This is a genomic window from Prosthecobacter dejongeii (assembly GCF_014203045.1).
GTDB classification, from domain to species: Bacteria; Verrucomicrobiota; Verrucomicrobiia; order Verrucomicrobiales; family Verrucomicrobiaceae; genus Prosthecobacter; species Prosthecobacter dejongeii.
In genome coordinates this window covers 1,170,193-1,187,884 of sequence record NZ_JACHIF010000001.1, presented here as the reverse complement: position 1 = coordinate 1,187,884, position 17,692 = coordinate 1,170,193, and the positions used below count along the sequence as shown (strand labels likewise).

General features: G+C 56.3%; 15 protein-coding genes. 9 read left to right on the top strand and 6 right to left on the bottom strand.

The annotated features are described in order from the left end of the window. Positions 1–66: 66 nt before the first annotated feature. Positions 67–717 (bottom strand): response regulator transcription factor, encoded by a 651-nt coding sequence (locus HNQ64_RS04715; RefSeq protein ID WP_184205868.1) that lies wholly within the window; start codon positions 715–717, stop codon positions 67–69. Beyond that, positions 710–2,692 carry an ATP-binding protein gene (locus HNQ64_RS04710; RefSeq protein ID WP_184205866.1) on the bottom strand — a complete coding sequence of 661 codons (1,983 nt, stop codon included), beginning with the start codon at positions 2,690–2,692 and terminating at the stop codon, positions 710–712. Before HNQ64_RS04710 ends, HNQ64_RS04715 begins: the two co-directional genes overlap by 8 nt. A gap of 117 nt (positions 2,693–2,809) precedes the next feature. On the opposite strand from HNQ64_RS04710, the gene HNQ64_RS04705 reads away from it, so the two are divergent. The 7 genes from HNQ64_RS04705 (at position 2,810) to pdxA (ending at position 12,082) form a co-directional block, all read left to right on the top strand. Beyond that, a complete protein-coding gene (locus tag HNQ64_RS04705) occupies positions 2,810–3,931 on the top strand; it encodes a dienelactone hydrolase family protein (RefSeq protein ID WP_184205865.1) in 1,122 nt (373 codons plus the stop codon). 21 nt (positions 3,932–3,952) lie between these two features. After that, positions 3,953–5,122, top strand: a complete 1,170-nt coding sequence (locus HNQ64_RS04700) for a leucine-rich repeat domain-containing protein (RefSeq protein WP_184205863.1) — start codon at positions 3,953–3,955, stop codon at positions 5,120–5,122. Positions 5,123–5,211: 89 nt separating this feature from the next. After that, complete coding sequence (locus HNQ64_RS04695; protein WP_184205862.1) at positions 5,212–5,478, top strand: Precorrin-3B methylase; 267 nt, start codon at positions 5,212–5,214, stop codon at positions 5,476–5,478. A gap of 76 nt (positions 5,479–5,554) precedes the next feature. Continuing rightward, positions 5,555–8,149 (top strand): YHYH protein, encoded by a 2,595-nt coding sequence (locus tag HNQ64_RS04690; protein WP_184205860.1) that lies wholly within the window; start codon positions 5,555–5,557, stop codon positions 8,147–8,149. Between the two features lie 14 nt (positions 8,150–8,163). After that, positions 8,164–9,570 (top strand): sulfatase, encoded by a 1,407-nt coding sequence (locus HNQ64_RS04685; protein WP_184205858.1) that lies wholly within the window; start codon positions 8,164–8,166, stop codon positions 9,568–9,570. A gap of 36 nt (positions 9,571–9,606) precedes the next feature. Then, on the top strand, positions 9,607–11,043 hold the full coding sequence (locus HNQ64_RS04680) for a metallophosphoesterase family protein (RefSeq protein ID WP_184205856.1): 1,437 nt from the start codon (positions 9,607–9,609) through the stop codon (positions 11,041–11,043). A gap of 43 nt (positions 11,044–11,086) precedes the next feature. Then, positions 11,087–12,082, top strand: a complete 996-nt coding sequence (gene pdxA / locus HNQ64_RS04675) for a 4-hydroxythreonine-4-phosphate dehydrogenase PdxA (protein ID WP_221305329.1) — start codon at positions 11,087–11,089, stop codon at positions 12,080–12,082. Positions 12,083–12,090: 8 nt separating this feature from the next. Here pdxA and HNQ64_RS04670 read toward each other — a convergent pair whose 3' ends face one another. Next, positions 12,091–12,786: an orotidine 5'-phosphate decarboxylase / HUMPS family protein gene (locus HNQ64_RS04670; RefSeq protein ID WP_184205854.1), complete on the bottom strand. Its 696-nt coding sequence runs from the start codon at positions 12,784–12,786 to the stop codon at positions 12,091–12,093. Positions 12,787–12,798: 12 nt separating this feature from the next. Here HNQ64_RS04670 and HNQ64_RS04665 point away from each other — a divergent pair, with 12 nt between their 5' ends. Continuing rightward, positions 12,799–13,641, top strand: a complete 843-nt coding sequence (locus HNQ64_RS04665; RefSeq protein WP_221305328.1) for an AraC family transcriptional regulator — start codon at positions 12,799–12,801, stop codon at positions 13,639–13,641. A gap of 55 nt (positions 13,642–13,696) precedes the next feature. Here the strand turns inward: HNQ64_RS04665 and HNQ64_RS04660 are convergent, their stop codons facing one another. The 3 genes from HNQ64_RS04660 to HNQ64_RS04650 all read right to left on the bottom strand — a co-directional run bounded on the left by HNQ64_RS04660 (position 13,697) and on the right by HNQ64_RS04650 (position 16,370). Further along, positions 13,697–14,638, bottom strand: coding sequence for a hypothetical protein (locus HNQ64_RS04660; RefSeq protein ID WP_184205852.1), 942 nt, complete (start codon positions 14,636–14,638; stop codon positions 13,697–13,699). A gap of 176 nt (positions 14,639–14,814) precedes the next feature. Continuing rightward, positions 14,815–15,342, bottom strand: coding sequence for a HEAT repeat domain-containing protein (locus HNQ64_RS04655; protein WP_184205850.1), 528 nt, complete (start codon positions 15,340–15,342; stop codon positions 14,815–14,817). Between the two features lie 92 nt (positions 15,343–15,434). Next, positions 15,435–16,370, bottom strand: a complete 936-nt coding sequence (locus HNQ64_RS04650) for a hypothetical protein (protein ID WP_184205848.1) — start codon at positions 16,368–16,370, stop codon at positions 15,435–15,437. 244 nt (positions 16,371–16,614) lie between these two features. On the opposite strand from HNQ64_RS04650, the gene HNQ64_RS04645 reads away from it, so the two are divergent. Further along, complete coding sequence (locus HNQ64_RS04645; protein ID WP_184205846.1) at positions 16,615–17,610, top strand: malate dehydrogenase; 996 nt, start codon at positions 16,615–16,617, stop codon at positions 17,608–17,610. The last annotated feature ends 82 nt before the right edge of the window (positions 17,611–17,692 follow it).

The window sequence follows — 17,692 nt, the reverse complement described above, 5'->3', positions numbered from 1 at the left end:
AATCCGCCCGAGGAGGATGCTAAATTGAAGCTTTCCTCATGAAGCTAAAGATTATGCCTCAAATCACTAAACCAATCGCTCATGGATGGCTTTGGCGATGGCACTGCCACGACTGCGTACTTGCAGCTTCTCATAGACACTGCGGATGTATTCATCCGCTGTGTAATAGCCGATGCCGAGCTGCGCGGCGGCTTCCTTGATGGTGTGACCTTGGACGAGCAATTGCAAAATGTCATGCTCACGCGGCGTGAGGCCATAGTCACGCGGGGGCTCGTTGGCCTTGGAAAGCATTTCCAAAACCCGGCGCGCGATGCGTGGATTGATGGGTGAACCGCCGGCCGCAGCGGAACGAATGGCCGTGGCGATGTCTTCAGTGCCCGACGTCTTGAGCAAGTAACCCGCAGCCCCAGCGCAGATGGCGCGGAAGATTTTCTCATCGTCCTCAAAGACGGTGAGGATGACGATGGCTGCCTTTGGCGCAAGCTGACGCAGCCGCGCGATGCCCTCAATACCACTCACGCCAGGTAGCTCCACATCCAACAGCAGGACATCAGGGGCCGGATGCTCGACCAAAGCGGCGAAGGCATCTTCACAGGCCGTGAAACGCTGCGTACAGCTCAGGTCATCCAGACGATTGAGCGCACGCATCAATCGCTCGCCATAGACTTTGTGATCTTCGACAAGCCAGACTTGAAGGATGGGGGGTGTTTCAGCCATGGCGAGGAAAAGTGATGCTAACGGTGGTGCCCTGTCCAGGGCTAGAGGTGATGATGGCAGAGCCACCGTGCTTAGCAGCACGGCGTTGGAGATTGGTCAGGCCCATGCCGCCACGGCTGACATTTTCGGTTTGGAAACCGCAGCCATTGTCACGCACTCTCAACACCAAAGCACCTGGCCCACGCCGCAGGGTGATCTCTGCCTGCGTGGCCTGGGCGTGACGTTGAAGATTGTGCAGGGTCTCTTTAAACATGAGCACCAGATCACGCCGCAGGTCCATGGGCGGAGGGCTCACTTCATCCGCTGAAAAGGTGTGGGAAAGACCACGCAGCATGCGGTCAGCAATCTCACGCAAATGAGCCACCAGATCATCCCCGCCATAACTCCCTGTCTGCGCGAGGCGCACAATGTCCCGCATGGAGTCCATGGTCTGCCGGGCTGTCTCGCGGATCTCTTGAAGATCCTCTTTCATCTCCCCTTCCCTCACAGCCGTCAGGGCATCCTCCGTGATGAGCATGATGCTGCCGAGACTGCTGCCGATCTCGTCATGCAGATCCTGCGAGATGCGTTGACGCAGGTCTTCCAACTCTTTTTTCCTGGCCTGTCGCTGGCGCAAATAAACGCCTAACAAAATGAGTAACATGACTCCGACTAACAAAGCCAAAAGCCCCCATCCTACCGCTTGCAACTCTCGCTTCACAGCGGCTTGCCGAGCCTCCAAAACCTGGAGGCCCTGCATCGCCTCTCGCCGTGCTGAAAGGCCCGCGAGCCAGCCTGGAGTATCCACAATATCCGCCCCACTGGCAAAGCCATCCACCAAGGCGGCCTTGGACCAGCCGCCGGACTCGGTTTGATCCGAGGCCTCCACGCTCTTTCCTAACGCCTGGTTTTGGCCACCGGACCATACCTGCATTTCCGCCAGAGCTAGCACGACGCCACCATTGCTGACATGAGGCTCCAAAACCTTCAGCCGCACCCAGCGGGCTCGTGCTTTCGCCGTAGGAATGACCACCGGATTGTCCCCTGGTGACGCCACATAACCACCTGACTGCGGTGAAGGGAAAACGTGAGCTGCCGACTCCGGCGTTTCGCGAAGCTCGATCTCATAATGCACGGGAAAACCATACCCGTGACTGTGGGCAAACTGGGGCGGTTGCGCAGGAAAAAGCCGCACTTCCTCGATCGGCATGACCTCTCCGAGATCCACTGCGACCCAGGGATTGGAAGTGGCCTTGCGCTCGCTCACGGGCTTGCTGCGAAAGCCCAGCGAGGGGCTAGGGCGAAGGCCCAAAGGTGGTCCCACCACGGAGTGTCCATCCACCACATTGATACGCCCCCAGTCGGGTCGGGTGCCCTGACTGCTGCTGGCAAAAGCGTGTGAAGGGCCCACGGCTTCAATTCTCGCCGCCAGATTTTGCGGACCTTGAAAGAGCATCACCTCACCGAGAGCGAAAAGGTAACGCTGATCTTCGCGAAACAGCCGAGTGGCGGTGATGCGCACCTTTTGTGCCCGATGTCCATGCGCGGGAATGACCACTGGCAGAAGACCTGGATTGGGGAAATCATTCTGGGTATGATCGGCCAGTACACGGCGCTGCGTCTCCTCTCCCACGCCTAAAAGCTCCACCCGAAAACGCAGCGGAAATCCGTAGCCTGAAACCGCCGCCCCAGCAGCCGGGGGCGGGGCCACCAGGACCACCGCATCCAGACTTTCAGGCTGCCCGAGGTTGAGCTCCATCCACTCCACCGTATCCGGTGAGGTCGAGTAATCGCTATGCCAGCCGAGACGCTGCGTGACCTGGGTAGGTGGCGCGGGGGGCAGCGTCAGCAGCTTGGCCTCCAAACTCTGCCGCTCCATTTCGATGCGCCGCCACTCAGGACTCAACCATGACCAGGAGGAACCTGCCTGCACAGAACTGGCCCCCAGCATGAACAGCCAGGCAAGGCCCAGGGTCTGACGGGTGGGGCAAAGCATCCTAAGCACAGAATAGCCAGCGCTGGCAGGCTGCGCCACCTCCTTCTCAACCCCGTTGCCCCCCGAACATTCGGGGGACTTGCAGGAAGCGTGTTCGACCTCCGTTCTTGATTGCCCATGATGCGTCGGCCTAACTCTCTCCTTGTCCTCAGTTCGGCGTTTTTAGCTGCCTTTGCCCCACTGACAAGGGCAGCGGATCTGGAACTGACAGAGACGCTGCAACTCCCCGAATGTCACAGCCTCGGCTGGGTGCGGGCAAATGCGGGCGTGAAGAACCAACAGGCCTGGGATGGCATCCTGGATGAAGTGAAGTGGGGTACACCTTCCGCAGGTCAAGCCATTGAACGGCACTGGGACTGGAAGCTGGATGACGAGCAATGGAGCAAGGTGGTAAAAGAAAAAGGCGAAGGCAAAAAAGAGGACGTGAAGTTTGACCTCTGGCTCCCCGAAGAAGCCGATGTGGTGAAGGGCCTCGTGGTCATTTCCGGTCATGGCAGCGGGGAGACGCTGTTCAAACATGCGGACATGCGCCGGATCGCGCGCGTGCTCAAACTCGGGCTTTTCAAATTCATCGGCAATCCGATGCAGCGCGGCTTCTGGCCACGCCGTCTGCTGGATGAACGACTGCAAGCATTCGCTACCAAGTCCCAACATGAGGAATTGGCGCAGGTTCCTTTGTTTCTCTACGGTCATTCGAATGGCACTGGCTTTTCAGCCATCTATCCCGCCACCGAAGGCACCCGTGTCTGGGCTTGGGTTTCCATGCGGCCCGGCACCACTTATCAGGTCTATCAACCACTGGCGGCTCAGGTCCCGGGCCTCATCATCTTTGGTGAAGACGATCCCTTTCTCGCCCGCCCTTCCAAAGCTGAAAACCTGGCAATCGTGGAAGCCATGCGGCAAAAGCACCACGCTCTCTGGAACTATGCCGTAGAGCCCAAGACGGGCCACGGACCAGGCGAAAAAACCTGGCCGCTGGTCTTTTCTTTTCTCCGTCACAGCTTCGCCACCCGCGTGCCTACTGAGGCTGCGCAGCCACCCGTATCCCTCTCCGCGCTGAAAGCCCAAGATGGCTATCTCGGGCAAAATTGGGATCCTGCCAAAGGCGGTTATCAAACACTGCCCATCGCTCCCACCGCCGATTTCACAGGCGACAAATCCACTGCCTCCTGGCTCCTCAATGCAGACTACGCTGCCGACTGGCAGACCTTCCAACGCGACGGTCAACTGGCTGAGTGAGCCCACCTTTCCCTCCTCTTCATGAAACGATCTCTCAGCTTTTTTTCACTGCTCGCCTTTGCCACATGCGCATTCACAGCAGGCCCAGACCTTTCGCGGCTCTCATCTCAAACCGAGATGGATGAAGTCATCGCTACGACCTCCGATGCAGCTCTAAAACAGGCTTTGCAGGAGCACTCAAAAGCCATTTTAATCGCAGCGGCAGAACATCCTCACGCAGAGGCCATCGCCCGGACCGTGGAGGGAGCGAAGGGCAAGATTGAAAGAATCAATACCACCCCTGAAAGCCTTCAGAAAGCCATGGGAGCACCCTCTCCCATTTTTACGACCTTGAAGCTGGTGGATCTAGCCATCCCCAATGCCGGACCTCATGACCATCGAAAAGAAGATCCTTATGATGCTGCCTTCTTTGCTCATCTAGGCCACCTCAGTGCATTGGAATCTCTCAATATCATCGCCACCAAGTTGGGCGATGACTGGATCACACCCATTGGCCAGCTGACCACTCTCAAGAGCCTGCGCTTCACCAACAACGGCTCGCTGACCGATGCTGGCATGGAACAACTAGCCGGACTGAAAAACCTGGAATCCTTCTCCTTCGTCGGCACCAAGATCACTGGCCGCGCTTATGCCAAGTTTGAAGGTTTTACCAAACTGATCAAAGTCAGCCACCGCGGCAGCAGCATCAACGATGAAGGCCTGAAACAACTCTGCGATCACCTCCCCAACTTGGAAAGCCTGAGCCTCGCCCATGCCAAGTTCACCGATGCCGGCGCGGTGCATCTGAAAAAACTCACCAAGCTCAAAGGCCTGGAGATGGGCACCCCGAATGCCACCCCTGCCAGCCTCAAAAACCTGGAGACATTACCCTTGGAATACTTGCAGTTAGGCGATGGACTCGACCGCCCCGAGGGCATCACGGCCGTGCGCAACATCCCCAGCTTGAGAAGGCTGACGCTAACCCGCTGTGATAAGCTGGATGATGCGGGACTGAAACTGGCCACTCAACTCACGCAGCTTCACCAGTTGGAAATCGGCGGCCTGGATCTACCGGATGATCGCCTGCCGCAGTTGCAGGCCTTCGCCTTTCTCCAAGAACTGAAACTCATCCGCCGTCCGCAAGGTTACCCCGCCGAAACACAGGCAAAAATCAAAGCTCTGTTGCCAAACGTGGACGTGAAATTTCAATGAGGATCCGCGCCTTCCCGAGAAATGGATGGGGGCAAAAGCGGAAGAAATTTAACTCTGGAGGTCTGGTCGTAGCCAGTTAGCGTGCCTGCATGCCCGCCAAGAAAAAACCCTCCGACAAACCCCTGACGGGCGCGGCCTTGATCAAGGAGGTGTGTCGGCGCATCCGCGTGGCGCGCAGCTACTGGGAGGCACATAACAACCGCGCCTGTCGCGGGGAACGAGAGAAGGCCATGGCTCTCTACGAAACCCTCGCCGAGCCTGAAAAAGACAAGATCCCCCAGGAGCTCCGCGTGTGGCTGCGCTACCGAAGTGAGAAATACTTCGGTGAAGGCCGCACGCCTCCTGGTGGCCATTAACGGCCCTTTACCAATTCTTCACAAATCTCCCGGCAATTCGATACAAAGGCTTAACACAAGCCAACGATCATAGGGCATGTGCTCCCGTCATCTTTTGCTGTTAGGCAGTCTCCTCGCGTTTCATCCTGCGCAGGCTCATTCTTGGAAAGCGGATGCGGCTCCCATCTTTGATGAGGCCCTTCGTGCGCATCTCTTGACCGAGTGGGAGCAGAAACAGAAACCATCTCAAGGTGAGATCCAGATCCCGCAAATCGCCAGCACCGCATCCACGCTGCATCTCGCCGCAGCCGCCGCGGCCCAAGCCCAAAATGCCCCCGTTCAGTCACGCCCCTTTCAAGCCTTCTCCAAACTCCAGCTTCGCTGGGATGCAGACTTCTTGCATGTCGGTTCGAATGGCCTGCCAGACCACGGCATGATGGTGGGCATCACTGCCTGGCAGCAGCAGGTGCCCCTGCCACAAGCTTATATGGGCAGCAACGCCTGGAGCATCCCATTGCACCCGGTACCCGCCCAAGAACCTGCCCTGATCAAGGGGCGTTTCTTGCGTGGTGCCATCGCCCTAGCCGCGAATGGCATCCCCATTTTCAATCCTCAAAACAATCGTGGGGAAATATCTCAGGAAATCGGCGAACTGGATCAATGGGGCGGCCACTGCGGCCGTGCCGATGACTATCATTACCACGCCGCCCCATTGCATTTACAGGCCATCGTGGGCAAAGAGCTCCCCATCGCCTATGCACTGGATGGCTACCCGATTTACGGCCTCACGGAGCCCGATGGCTCTCCTGTGGGCAAGCTGGATGTCTGCCAGGGACATGAAACAACCAGCCTAGGGTACCACTACCACGCTTCCACCAAGTATCCGTATGTGATGGGCGGCTTTCATGGCGAGGTGACCGAGGCAGAAGGCCAGGTGGACCCGCAGCCACGCGCCTCTCCCGTACGCCCAGATACACCACCGCTGCGAGGTGCGGAGATCACGGATTTTGAAAGCACTGGGCCCAACAGCTATCGGCTCAGCTACACCGTCGCTGGAGAAAAACGCTCCGTCTCTTACAGCCTCAATGCCGATGGCACCTACCCATTCGAGTATGACAACGGCAGCGATGGCCTGGTGAAGGAAGTGTACACCGCACGTGCAGGCAGTGGCGGCCAAAGAGGAGGAGAACATAGAAACAAAAAGGGCGGCTTGCGAAAAGGCAGCCCCAAGGAAGAGGCCGCACCAAGGCGCGAAGAGCCCTCGACCACGGCTCTGCCAACCCCCTCTTCCCCCATGGACGCCAACGGGGATGGATGGGTATCAGCCCAGGAATATGCCCAGCAGGCTAAGTTGAACTTCTCCCTCGATAAGACTCAAGGCAGTCTTTCTCAGGCCATGGCAGATGCTCGAATAGCGTTCCTGGCCACAGATCTTAATAAGGACGGTCAACTGGATGCCTCTGAGCTACAAACTTCTCAAGAAGTGACACAAGGCGTCAAACCATCGTCATCCTCTTCAGGGGGGTTTGTCCTCACCAGCTCCGCTGTGGAAGAGGGCGGCAGCCTGCCCATGGATTTCACCGGAGATGGCAGCGGTGCCACTTTGCCGCTGAGCTGGAAAGGTGCACCCGTCGGCACCAGTAGTTACGCGCTCATCATGGATCATGAAGCCCCAGGCAATGAAATGAAGGGCTACTGGACGATGTGGGACATCCCCGCCACGGTGACGAGCCTACCCAAAAATGTACAGGGTGTGGGTAAACTAGGAATCGGCTTTCGAGGCAAGGTGGGTTACGAACCTCCCCACTCGAAGGGCCCCGGAGAGAAGACTTATGTGCTGCATGTCTATGCCCTGTCTGCCTCACCACAAATTCGCGAACCTGACTCCCAGGTGAACCGTGAGGTTCTGCTGGCTGCCATTCAGGGTAAAATCCTCGCCACGGCTGATTTGAGGGTGGTTTATGCCCGCCGAGGCAGTGCCATGGAGAGCCCCGCCGTGGAAGATCGCACAGGAGCCCCACCGCCTCCACCCCCTGACCGCCGTGAACGACCTAACCGAAAGGGTGGAAGTAAAAATGCTGATTCAGGGGGACTCATCAAACCCAACCTCACAGATACAATGAAGTTGAATGTTTATGCTGATAATTGGTTCATGCTTTATGTTAATGGACGGCTTGTAGCCGTGGATTCCATTCAATTCACTCCTCACAATGTGGTGAGTGTCAATTTTCTGCCTGAATACCCCATGACTCTGGCTGTGCTTGCCAAAGACAATGCCGATCCCAAAACTGGATTGGAGTATGGCACAAACATAGGTGACGGGGGATTCATTCTCAAGTTCGCCGATGGCACCGTGACGAATGCTAGCTGGAAAGCGCAGAACTTCTTCACGGGCCCTCTCAATCAAGAAACCAAGAACCCCAGAGTGCAACAAGTGGCACTTCCAGACAATTGGTGGGCGGTGGACTTCGATGACAGTCAGTGGGCTAACGCCAAAGAATACAGCGTCGAACAAGTGGACCCAAAGCAGCCCTATTTCGATCATGACTTTGACGGAGCCAAGTTTATCTGGACTCAAAACCTCGCACTAGACAACACCGTCATCTTTCGCACTTGCATAGATAAACCGGGATGGCAACCACGCTGGAATACCCAACCAGATCTCGATGTCACCGGCGCTCCTCAGCGTTAGACGAATCTCCGGCTATGAAATTATTACTCTGTCTTTTTGCAGGTCTCACGCTTGTTAACACAGCCGCCTCACAGACTGCTGTTAAACAGCCTAACATACTATTGATGCTATCGGATGACCAAGACTGGACGGGACTCTCCGTTCAAATGCACCCAAACGTTCCCAACTCTAAAAGTGACTTTTATCGAACACCCAATCTCGAAAATTTCGCTCATCAAGGGATGCGCTTCAGTGCTGCTTACGCACCCGCACCCGTATGCTCCCCGACGCGAATAAGTTTGCAGACAGGTAAGAGTCCTGCACAGCTACGCTGGACTAAAGCAGCACCGCCAGAAAACGGTCATCGTTTGATCGAAGCAGAATCCCGCAAGAATATTCAACTTGGCGAAAAGACGGTGGCAGAGTTATTGCGCTCAGCAGGCTACGCCACGGCCCATTATGGCAAGTGGCATCTGGGTGGGGGTGGACCCGAAGAACATGGATATGATGAAAGCGATGGCGATACCGGGAATGAGGACGCGAATCGTTTTGTGGACCCAAATCCTGTGGACATTTTTGGCATGGGTGACCGCGCAGCCCAGTTTATGAAAAAGCAGGTTGAAGCAGGAAGGCCGTTTTTTATTCAGATGTCTTATCATGCCCTTCATCGGCCTGAGAATGCGCTGCGAGCAACGCGTGAGTTTTACGATCAACAAACACCCGGGCGTATGCACCGAGATGCGGGACGTGCTGCGATCACGACGGATTTGGATACAGGCGTGGGTCGTGTTTTGGAGACGCTGCAAAAGCTCCACCTCACCGAAAAAACCTATGTGATCTACATGTCGGATAACGGCGGGGGCGGAGGCGGGCCACGCCCACTCATGGCGGGTAAAGGGGGCGTTTGGGAGGGGGGTATCCGTGTGCCTCTTATCATCTGCGGTCCCGGTATCAAACCGAATTCTTGGTGCCACCAACGGGTGGTTGGATATGATTTATTACCCACCTTCTGCCGCTGGGCTGGTGTAACCAGCAAACTGCCAGAAAACATCGAAGGCGGAGACATTTCCGCCCTTCTGCATGGATCCAACGAACCGGTCAAACGGCTTCGAGAAGACCTCGTTTTCCATTTCCCCCATTATCAGGGTGACACTCCTCACTCCGCGATCTTAGCGGGCAGTTTCAAACTTCTGCACTTTTATGAAACGGGTGAAAATCGCCTTTTTAATCTTGATGCGGATTTAGGCGAACGTAACGACCTCGCCCAAACGATGCCAGAATTGGCCAACGAGATGGCTACTAAACTCCAGCGTTACCTTTCCGAAGTAAAAGCGGCCTTGCCTACACCGAATACACACTTCGACCCCACCTCCGAACCTCAGTCTAACCAAAAAGTGGGAAAAGGCGGGCGCAAAAAGGGACCGCGAAAACCAACCCTCTAGGAAGGTTTTATCACTCATTCATTTAAAAATCCGTCGATGAAAAAAGCTTTGATCCTCTCGATTTCTTCACTGGTTCTTTTGGGATTAACAGCGGCTGATTTTGGCCCCTCCTCGAAAGAGGACAAGCCCAAAAAAGGCGGTCCTGGCGCTGGGGTGGAACCCGCCACCGTGCCCTCTTATTTATTCAATCTTTGGTTATGCAGACCCAGTGCAGATTCCGTCACTGTTAGTATCCTCTCATGGGAAGCCATGGAAGCCTTCATTACTTATGGCGAGAAGCAGGATTCATTGCTTCAAAAAACGACTCTTTTGAAACTGCCCGCAGGCACGCCAGTCAATGTTCTGTTAAGCGGACTCAAGGCTGATACGCCTTACTTCTATCAGCTTGTTTATCGTCGAGGTGATCAAGATTGGATCAAGGATGTTCCTCGCAGTTTTCACACGCAGCGAGCACCAGCATCGCCATTCACTTTTGCCATTCAGGCGGACTCGCATTTAGACACGAGCACGGATGTCCGTGTGTATCAACAAACCCTTAAAAACATCCTGGCAGACCGCCCGGATTTCATGATTGATCTGGGTGATACCACGATGGTGGACAAGTTCGGCAGCTTCTACACCCGAGCGGAATCGCAATACCGAGCCCAGCGATTTTACATCGGCCAAATGGCTCACAGCATTCCCATTTTGCTAACGCTGGGAAATCACGATGGTGAGCAAGGAACACGGCTTACAGGAAAGCCAAACTCCATGCCTTTGTGGTCTCTAGGCATGAGAAAAAAGTTTTTTCCCAATCCGGAACCCGGCGGGTTTTATAGCGGCAATGCAATGGAGTTTGAAGATGCAGGCCTGCTGCAAAATTATTATGCCTGGGAATGGGGTAGCGCTCTTTTGGTTGTCCTGGATCCATTTTGGTCAACGACGCAGAAGAAAGGTGGGGACAACTGGAGCATGACGTTGGGTGAAGACCAATACCATTGGCTCACCCAAACACTGGAGAGAAGCCAAGCACCTTTTAAGTTTGTGTTCATTCATCATCTCGTCGGTGGTTTGGGTCGAGATGTTCGAGGGGGAGCATCCACGGCCCCATTCATGGAATGGGGTGGCCTGAATGCTGACAGGAGCGAAGGCTTCACCAAAAATCGTCCCGGTTGGCCCTTGCCCATCCATCAGCTTCTGGTGAAAAACAAAGTCCGTATTGTCTTTCATGGTCACGACCATCTCTTCGCTAAAGAAGAATTGGATGGCATCATCTACCAGGAAGTTCCCCAGCCTGGACACCCGAGTGGTGGCACACGCAGTGCGGTGGAATATGGTTATCAGGGAACCATTCTAGGCAGCTCGGGGCATCTTCGCGTCACGGTAGCTCCTGAGTTGGCCAAAGTGGAATACCTGCGCGTCCATGTCCCCGGGGTCAGCAGAGAAAACATCGTGAATGGAAGCCTCGGCTTTGGGTATTCCATTCGACGCTGAGCTATTGACGACGCCACAGAACCTCCCCATAGCTGGGGTCCACATGCCCAAACCCATCATCGCTGTCACCATGGGCGACCCTGCCGGGGTCGGCCCTGAGATCTGCCTGCAACTGCTGGCGAATGAAGCCGTGCGCGAAGTCGCCACCCCGGTCATCTTTGGGGATGCCCGGCTGCTGGCCCGCTGCGCCCGCCAGACGGGATTGCCCGCGCCGAAACGCATCCTGTCCGAGATCGAGTGGGCGGAAAAAGCGACCTCGCTGGAGGAACCTGCGGTGCTGGATCTCTTCGGGTTTGATGCTGCCGATTTCACCCCCGGTACCGTCAGTGCCCGCACGGGAGCCGCCAGTTACCTTTACATTGAGAAGAGCATCCAGGCGGCGCTGGCGGGCCAAGTCGCCGCGGTGGCCACGGCCCCGATCAATAAAGAAGCTCTCCGAGCAGCGGGCATCATGTATCCGGGACACACCGAGATGTTTGCCGAGAAAATGGACGCCGTCCGCTCCTGCATGGCCTTCTTTTCTGAGGTCATGATTTGCAGCCTCGTCACCGTCCACATCGGTTATCAGAACGTGGTTCCCGCGCTGACATCCGCTCGAATTTTGGAGGTGATCGAACTCACCTGCGACGCCGTGCAGCGCCACCTGGGCCGGAAACCGAAGTTGGCCGTCTGTGGGCTGAATCCACACGCCGGGGAGCATGGTCTCTTTGGCCAGCGCGAGGAGGAAAACCTCATCGAGCCCGCCATCGCCGCTGCCCGTGCCAAGGGGATGACCATCGAAGGGCCACTGCCGCCCGACACCGCCTTCATTCCTGCCAAGCGCAAAACGGTGGATGCCTACATCTGCATGTATCATGACCAGGCACTCATCCCCCTGAAAGCGCTGGCGTTTGATTCGGCCGTCAATACCACTCTGGGCCTGCCCGTGCCGCGCACCAGTGTGGATCACGGAACGGCCTGCGACATCGCCTGGCAGAGCAAAGCCAACGGCCAGAGCCTTGTCGAAGCGGTGCGGCTGGCGGCGAAGCTGGCGAGCTGAAGCGTTTTTTACCGCACCACCGTCTGCGCATGCACGGCCTCGCAGATTAGGCGCAGGGAGCTTTCTAAGTTGCCATCCGCCGTTTTAAAAGAGTCCGCATCAATAGTAAGGGGTGCCCCCAGGACCACCAGCGGAGCCCCATACTGCGGACATTGGATGGCCTGCTCCAGGCTCAACCCGCCGACGGCTTGCACGGGAATTTTGACGGCATTCACCACCTCCCGCAGTTGGTCCATGGGGCTAGGCATGCGATGGCCCGCAGCGGCGATGCCGCGACGCTCATCGTAACCGATGTGATGGATGACGTAGTCGCAGCCCAGGTCTTCGAGGAACTTGGCCCCTTCCACCATGTCCGGGCACACCATGTTATCCCCCATGACTTTGCAGCCGAAATCCGCGCCGGCTTTCACCACGCATTTGATCGTCTCCGCATGCGCCCGGGCCATGACCACCACGTGGGTGGCACCCGCCTTGGCCATCATTTCGGCCTCCAGGTAGCCGCCATCCATGGTCTTTAAATCCGCCACGATGGGAGTGTGGGGGAAGGCTTTTCTCAGGGCCCGCACCCCGTGCAGTCCCTCGGCCAAAATCAGGGGTGTGCCGGCCTCCAGCCAGTCCACCCCAGCTCGCATGGCCAAGGCCGCCGTTTCGAGGGCTTCGTCAATGTTGGTCAGGTCGAGGGAAATCTGGACGATGGGTTTCATGCGGTTGGAGGATTGCAGCTTTACACAAACCCTGGCATCATCGTCACGACAAAGATGATGCGAAATGCGACTCTCCTCAAACCGCGCACGCTGCACCAGCGGCCGCAGGGCGTGGTCCGTCGCTGGCAGCAGGAGCGCGACCGCTGGGTGGCTACGCTAGCCCCCACCTCGCTCTTCCATCGCTTGTTTGACCACATCCCCGGCGTCTATTTCTTTGCCAAGAATCGAGAAGGCCACCTCATGTTTGCCAGCGAGGGCCTCCGGCTTCGTTACTCCATGCACGAGGAAGGCGAGATCCTGGGCATGACGGACTTTGACCTCAACCCTGGCAGCATGGCACAGGCTTATGTGGATGACGACGACCAACTCCTCACTGGGAAGGCCACCAGCATCGAGCGCATCGAACTGTGGTGGGACCGCCAGGGCATGCCGGACTGGTTCCTGGTGACCAAACTGCCGGTGCTGGATACTCAGGGCGAGATTCAAGGAGTCATGGGATTGCTACGCCGTCCCGATGAGGCCGAACGGCGGCTGCCCGTTTTCCAAACCGTGGCCCAGGCCGTGGAAATGATCCGCCAGGACTTCAGCAAGCCGCTGCTCATTGAAGACGTGGCCCGTGCCTGCGGCCAGTCCTTGCGGCAACTGCAGCGCCGATTTCAGACCACTTTTGGCCTTTCGCCTCAGGAGTTCCTCCTGAAGACCCGTGTACTCGCCGCTGCACGCCTGCTGGAAACCACGGCCCTTTCCGTTTCCGAAATCGCCTGCCGCTGCGGCTTCACGGATCAAAGTGCCTTCACTCAGCACTTTCGTAAACGCACAGGCCAGACGCCCTCCAGCTATCGCAATCAGAACTAAAAAGAGGCAGCGGTTACCCGCTGCCTCTCTTCAGAAGCCAAAGCTGAAATCGAAATTACTGCACGTTTTCTGGATCTGGATCCACGGTAACATCAGGGAAAACGCCCACGTTTTTCACCACGCCTGCACCCAGCGAAACAGAGCCTTCGACCCTTGAAACAAAACCATCACGTTCGATTGGATCATAATACTGGTAAAAGCCGACCACGGGCCCAAGCTTGCCGGCTGCCGGGACCAAAACCTGACGTTTTTCCGGCCCATAGAAACCCAGCTTTTCGCCTCCCATGGATGCTCCAGTTACTTGAAGCTCGTCTAGAAAGCGGCCTTCCTCTTCACCCACCGTCACCGTTTGGCTGAAGGAAATTCTCACGAAACCCATGCTTTTCAGGCTCACATTGTGAGTCGTGACGTCAGACGTGGGCACTTCCTGTGCATTGTATTTGGCCAGTCGCTTACTATTCAAAGCCAGCGCTATCGCGGTTTCGGCTTCTAACCCCTGAATACTGATGTATTCATCAATTGGAATCGAAGGAAGCGTCTTGTGAGTGAGATAGAATCGAACGGGGCCATTCTCCACGTTAACAATTCGACCCACTGCCGTGACTTCAGGCCCTTCGATCGTCGCCTGAACTTTCGTGACGCTCCAGCCCTTGATGTCGGTGATCACGTTTGCGTCCTTCAAATCCAAGAGGAATTCTTTATTGGAATACTTGGAAGTTAACATCTTGGTCACAACCTCTTCGGCTTGTTCAACCCTTTTTCCATTCTTCACGACTGTCCAATAATTGTAGTCCGTCGGACCAGCTTCAGTCCCCGTGAGCGGTCTGCCGGTATCCTCGTCCTTTTTCACCGTGCCATCCACCGTTGTGGTAAACGTCAGGCTTATCGTGACGGACGAGACCGTACCGGGAATTTCAGGTAGTGGGCCTTGGCCGTTGGCAGAAACTGTGATCGCCAACAAAGCGATCCAAGAGGAGGTGGAGATTAACTTTTTCATAATGACGTGTATGCCAACCAGTGACTCATAAAGGTAGCACAAGTGAGATCAAACAGCATTTTAAACTAGCCGCATTCCATGCCGTATGGATTTAAACATGAGCATACCTATTAAATTCGTATTTTAAATACTGCGCCTGACTGAATCATCTAAATCCGCTTAGTGGAGCAGCTAAATCAGCGTGGCTGTCCCCCTTTGCGGGGACCGGCCTGGGGTTTGGCGGCACCGCTCTTGAGCAGTCCGGTCGCCGAAGGAAGCTCCAAGTATTCGGCGGCCTGCATCATCTCGATGGCTTCTTTGTTGGAGGTGACTTGCCGGGCCGCATCCCGCAACAGAGGCGATGCCGCCGCATCGCCTAACACCACCATGCCGTCCAAAGCGGCTTTACGCACTTCGGCATCTGGGTGGAGCAGGTAGGGTTTGATCTTGGGCAGTTCCACCGGGTCATAGGTGGTGGCCACGTCGTTGATGGCCTCCAGAAGCACTTCACGAGGGGCATCGTCTGGCACGAGCTTCGAAACGGGTGCGGTCACGGGTTCCGGCTTATTCGCCGCTTGATCGGCTGCGGGCAATGCGTTCGCAGGAGGCTTCGCTGGCCCGGTTATTCCTGGCTTCTCAGGACTGCCGCCTGCCTGGAAGGCGACCATCATCAAAACGCCCACTGCAAGCACAGCGGCCAGAAGCCAAACGAGAGAAGATTTCATGTTTGTTGCAATCACTGGAGACACTTTCGACAAAAAACGCCTTCGGTGAACTTCACCGAAGGCGTGCGTTGTTCAAGACTGGATGCCAAGAACTATTCCAGTGGGTCAACTGGATCTGGCGTCGGAGCCGTTTGGATATTTGGATAGACCGTGACATCCGCCTCCACTTTGCCAGCGGAGAAACTGATGCTGCCCTCAACGACAGCGCGTTCACCGTCCTCTTCGATGCGCGGGCCTGCACCCGAAATGCCTGAGGTCTTGCCGGCCGTGTCCACATACACAGCCATCTTATCCAATCCCACCCCGATGGAGGTCTGTTTAACGCCAATGGAAGAGACGCCAGCGAACTCAAATCCATCCAACAAAGCAGTGACTGTTGCGCCGCTATCAAAACCCAAGAAATCGATCTCGTAGTAGATGGTTTCCTTCCAATTGAAGGCATTCGTCAAGGATTGCGTCACGGTCTGCTGTGGAGTGTTGTAATTGGTAAACTTCTCCACGCTCTTGTAGGTGCCGTTCTCAGCATAGTCCCTACCGAAGCTATAATCAATGTGGTTGCTCAGATCCACAATGTCTCCTTCCGCTTTGTGCACGGCGTAGAATTTACTTGGAAACTGCTGAAACCCTTCGCCAAACTCATTTTCGTAACCGGACGCATTGGCGGTGACGATGGACCAGCCGGCGATGTAAGGAGCTCTGTCGCCATATTCGGGTAGAATTCCTCGTTCCACGAGCTCCGTTAAAAGCTCTTTGTTACCGAATTTCGTAACTTTCATCTTAGAGACGTACTCGTAGTTAGCCACCACTGTCTTTGCGGCATCATTCGCAATAGCCCACTGATTTGAATAAGCAGGTGTCGTTCCAGGTGATTTGACTGGGACGCCCTTGCTATCTTTGACCACCGTGCCTGGGATCGTATTGGTCAGGGTGAGGGCGAACGTCACATTCGCTACGGAGCCGGGAACGGCCGCGCGAGTGGATGAAACGGACAGTGCCAGTAAGGCAAAAGGAAGGAGCGCAATTTTCATAGCTAGATGAACGATTTAAGAGCAAGGCAAGAGCGGGTAGAGTTTGTCTAAATGGATGTCAAACCGTAAGCAACGCCTCGGATAAAGATTTCCCTGAAAATCACAGGAGGTTTCTTTATTTGAAGTCAGCGGGGGCAAAAAAGCTCCCGAAGGACCAACCAAGCATTTCAAGCGCAGCCGCAAGCGTGCGTGTCTTTTTCCCTTGCCCCGAGGCATCCGCTGCGAATCGTTCAAGTTCCCTACCATGAGCAAAGCCCCCATCACAGTCGCAGTCACCGGTGCCGCCGGTCAGATCGGTTATTCCCTCCTCTTCCGCATCGCTTCCGGTGCCCTCTTTGGAGCTGACCAGCCGGTGAATCTCCGCCTGATCGAGCGCAATGACGAGAAAGCCCTGAGCGCGCTCAACGGCGTCTGCATGGAACTGGATGACTGCGCTTTCCCCCTGCTCAACAGCATCACCCCCACCTGCGAGCTGGACGTCGGCTTCCAGGGCGTCAACTGGGCCATCCTCGTCGGCTCCGTGCCACGCGGCCCAGGGATGGAGCGCAAGGACCTGCTGAAAATCAATGGTGGCATCTTCACCGGCCAGGGCAAAGCCATCGAGAAAAACGCTGCTGGTGATGTGCGTGTCCTGGTGGTGGGCAACCCGTGCAACACGAACTGCCTCATCGCCATGAACAACGCCAAGGGCGTGCCCGCAGACCGCTGGTTTGCCATGACCCGCCTGGACGAAAACCGTGCCAAGAGCCAGCTCGCCGCTAAGGCCGGTGTGCATCACAGCACTGTTTCTAACCTGGCCATCTGGGGCAACCACAGCGCCACCCAGTATCCTGATTTCTTCAATGCTAAGATCGGGGGCAAAGCAGCCACGGACGTCATCAGCGACCACGACTGGCTGAAGGGTGAATTCATCAGCACGGTGCAGCAGCGCGGGGCCGCCATCATCAAGGCACGTGGCCTTTCCTCCGCCGCTTCCGCTGCCAATGCCGCCTGCGACACCGTTCACAGCCTCACCCGCCCCACACCTGAAGGTGACTGGACCAGCGTGGCCGTCTGCTCCGATGGCAGCTACGGCATCGAAAAAGGCCTCATGTTCTCCTTCCCCATCCGCACGGATGGCAACAAGTGGGAAGTCGTCCAGGGCGTGCCCGTCAATGAATTCAGCCAGGCCAAGATCAAAGCCACGGAAACCGAACTGCGTGAAGAGCGCGATGCGGTGACCGAGCTGGGCCTGATCTAATTCTTCACGATTCTTTTCCAAGATCGGGCATCCCCTGGAGGATGGGTACGTCCATTCCCGGCCCCGGCCCGATCTTGGATGG

Excerpts from the sequence above, each read along its gene's own strand:
- HNQ64_RS04715 (WP_184205868.1), bottom strand. The coding sequence starts at position 717 with ATGGCTGAAACACCCCCCATCCTTCAAGTCTGGCTTGTCGAAGATCAC.
- HNQ64_RS04710 (WP_184205866.1), bottom strand. The coding sequence starts at position 2,692 with ATGCTTTGCCCCACCCGTCAGACCCTGGGCCTTGCCTGGCTGTTCATG.
- HNQ64_RS04705 (WP_184205865.1), top strand. The coding sequence starts at position 2,810 with ATGATGCGTCGGCCTAACTCTCTCCTTGTCCTCAGTTCGGCGTTTTTA.
- HNQ64_RS04700 (WP_184205863.1), top strand. The coding sequence starts at position 3,953 with ATGAAACGATCTCTCAGCTTTTTTTCACTGCTCGCCTTTGCCACATGC.
- HNQ64_RS04695 (WP_184205862.1), top strand. The coding sequence starts at position 5,212 with ATGCCCGCCAAGAAAAAACCCTCCGACAAACCCCTGACGGGCGCGGCC.
- HNQ64_RS04690 (WP_184205860.1), top strand. The coding sequence starts at position 5,555 with ATGTGCTCCCGTCATCTTTTGCTGTTAGGCAGTCTCCTCGCGTTTCAT.
- HNQ64_RS04685 (WP_184205858.1), top strand. The coding sequence starts at position 8,164 with ATGAAATTATTACTCTGTCTTTTTGCAGGTCTCACGCTTGTTAACACA.
- HNQ64_RS04680 (WP_184205856.1), top strand. The coding sequence starts at position 9,607 with ATGAAAAAAGCTTTGATCCTCTCGATTTCTTCACTGGTTCTTTTGGGA.
- pdxA (WP_221305329.1), top strand. The coding sequence starts at position 11,087 with ATGCCCAAACCCATCATCGCTGTCACCATGGGCGACCCTGCCGGGGTC.
- HNQ64_RS04670 (WP_184205854.1), bottom strand. The coding sequence starts at position 12,786 with ATGAAACCCATCGTCCAGATTTCCCTCGACCTGACCAACATTGACGAA.
- HNQ64_RS04660 (WP_184205852.1), bottom strand. The coding sequence starts at position 14,638 with ATGAAAAAGTTAATCTCCACCTCCTCTTGGATCGCTTTGTTGGCGATC.
- HNQ64_RS04655 (WP_184205850.1), bottom strand. The coding sequence starts at position 15,342 with ATGAAATCTTCTCTCGTTTGGCTTCTGGCCGCTGTGCTTGCAGTGGGC.
- HNQ64_RS04650 (WP_184205848.1), bottom strand. The coding sequence starts at position 16,370 with ATGAAAATTGCGCTCCTTCCTTTTGCCTTACTGGCACTGTCCGTTTCA.
- HNQ64_RS04645 (WP_184205846.1), top strand. The coding sequence starts at position 16,615 with ATGAGCAAAGCCCCCATCACAGTCGCAGTCACCGGTGCCGCCGGTCAG.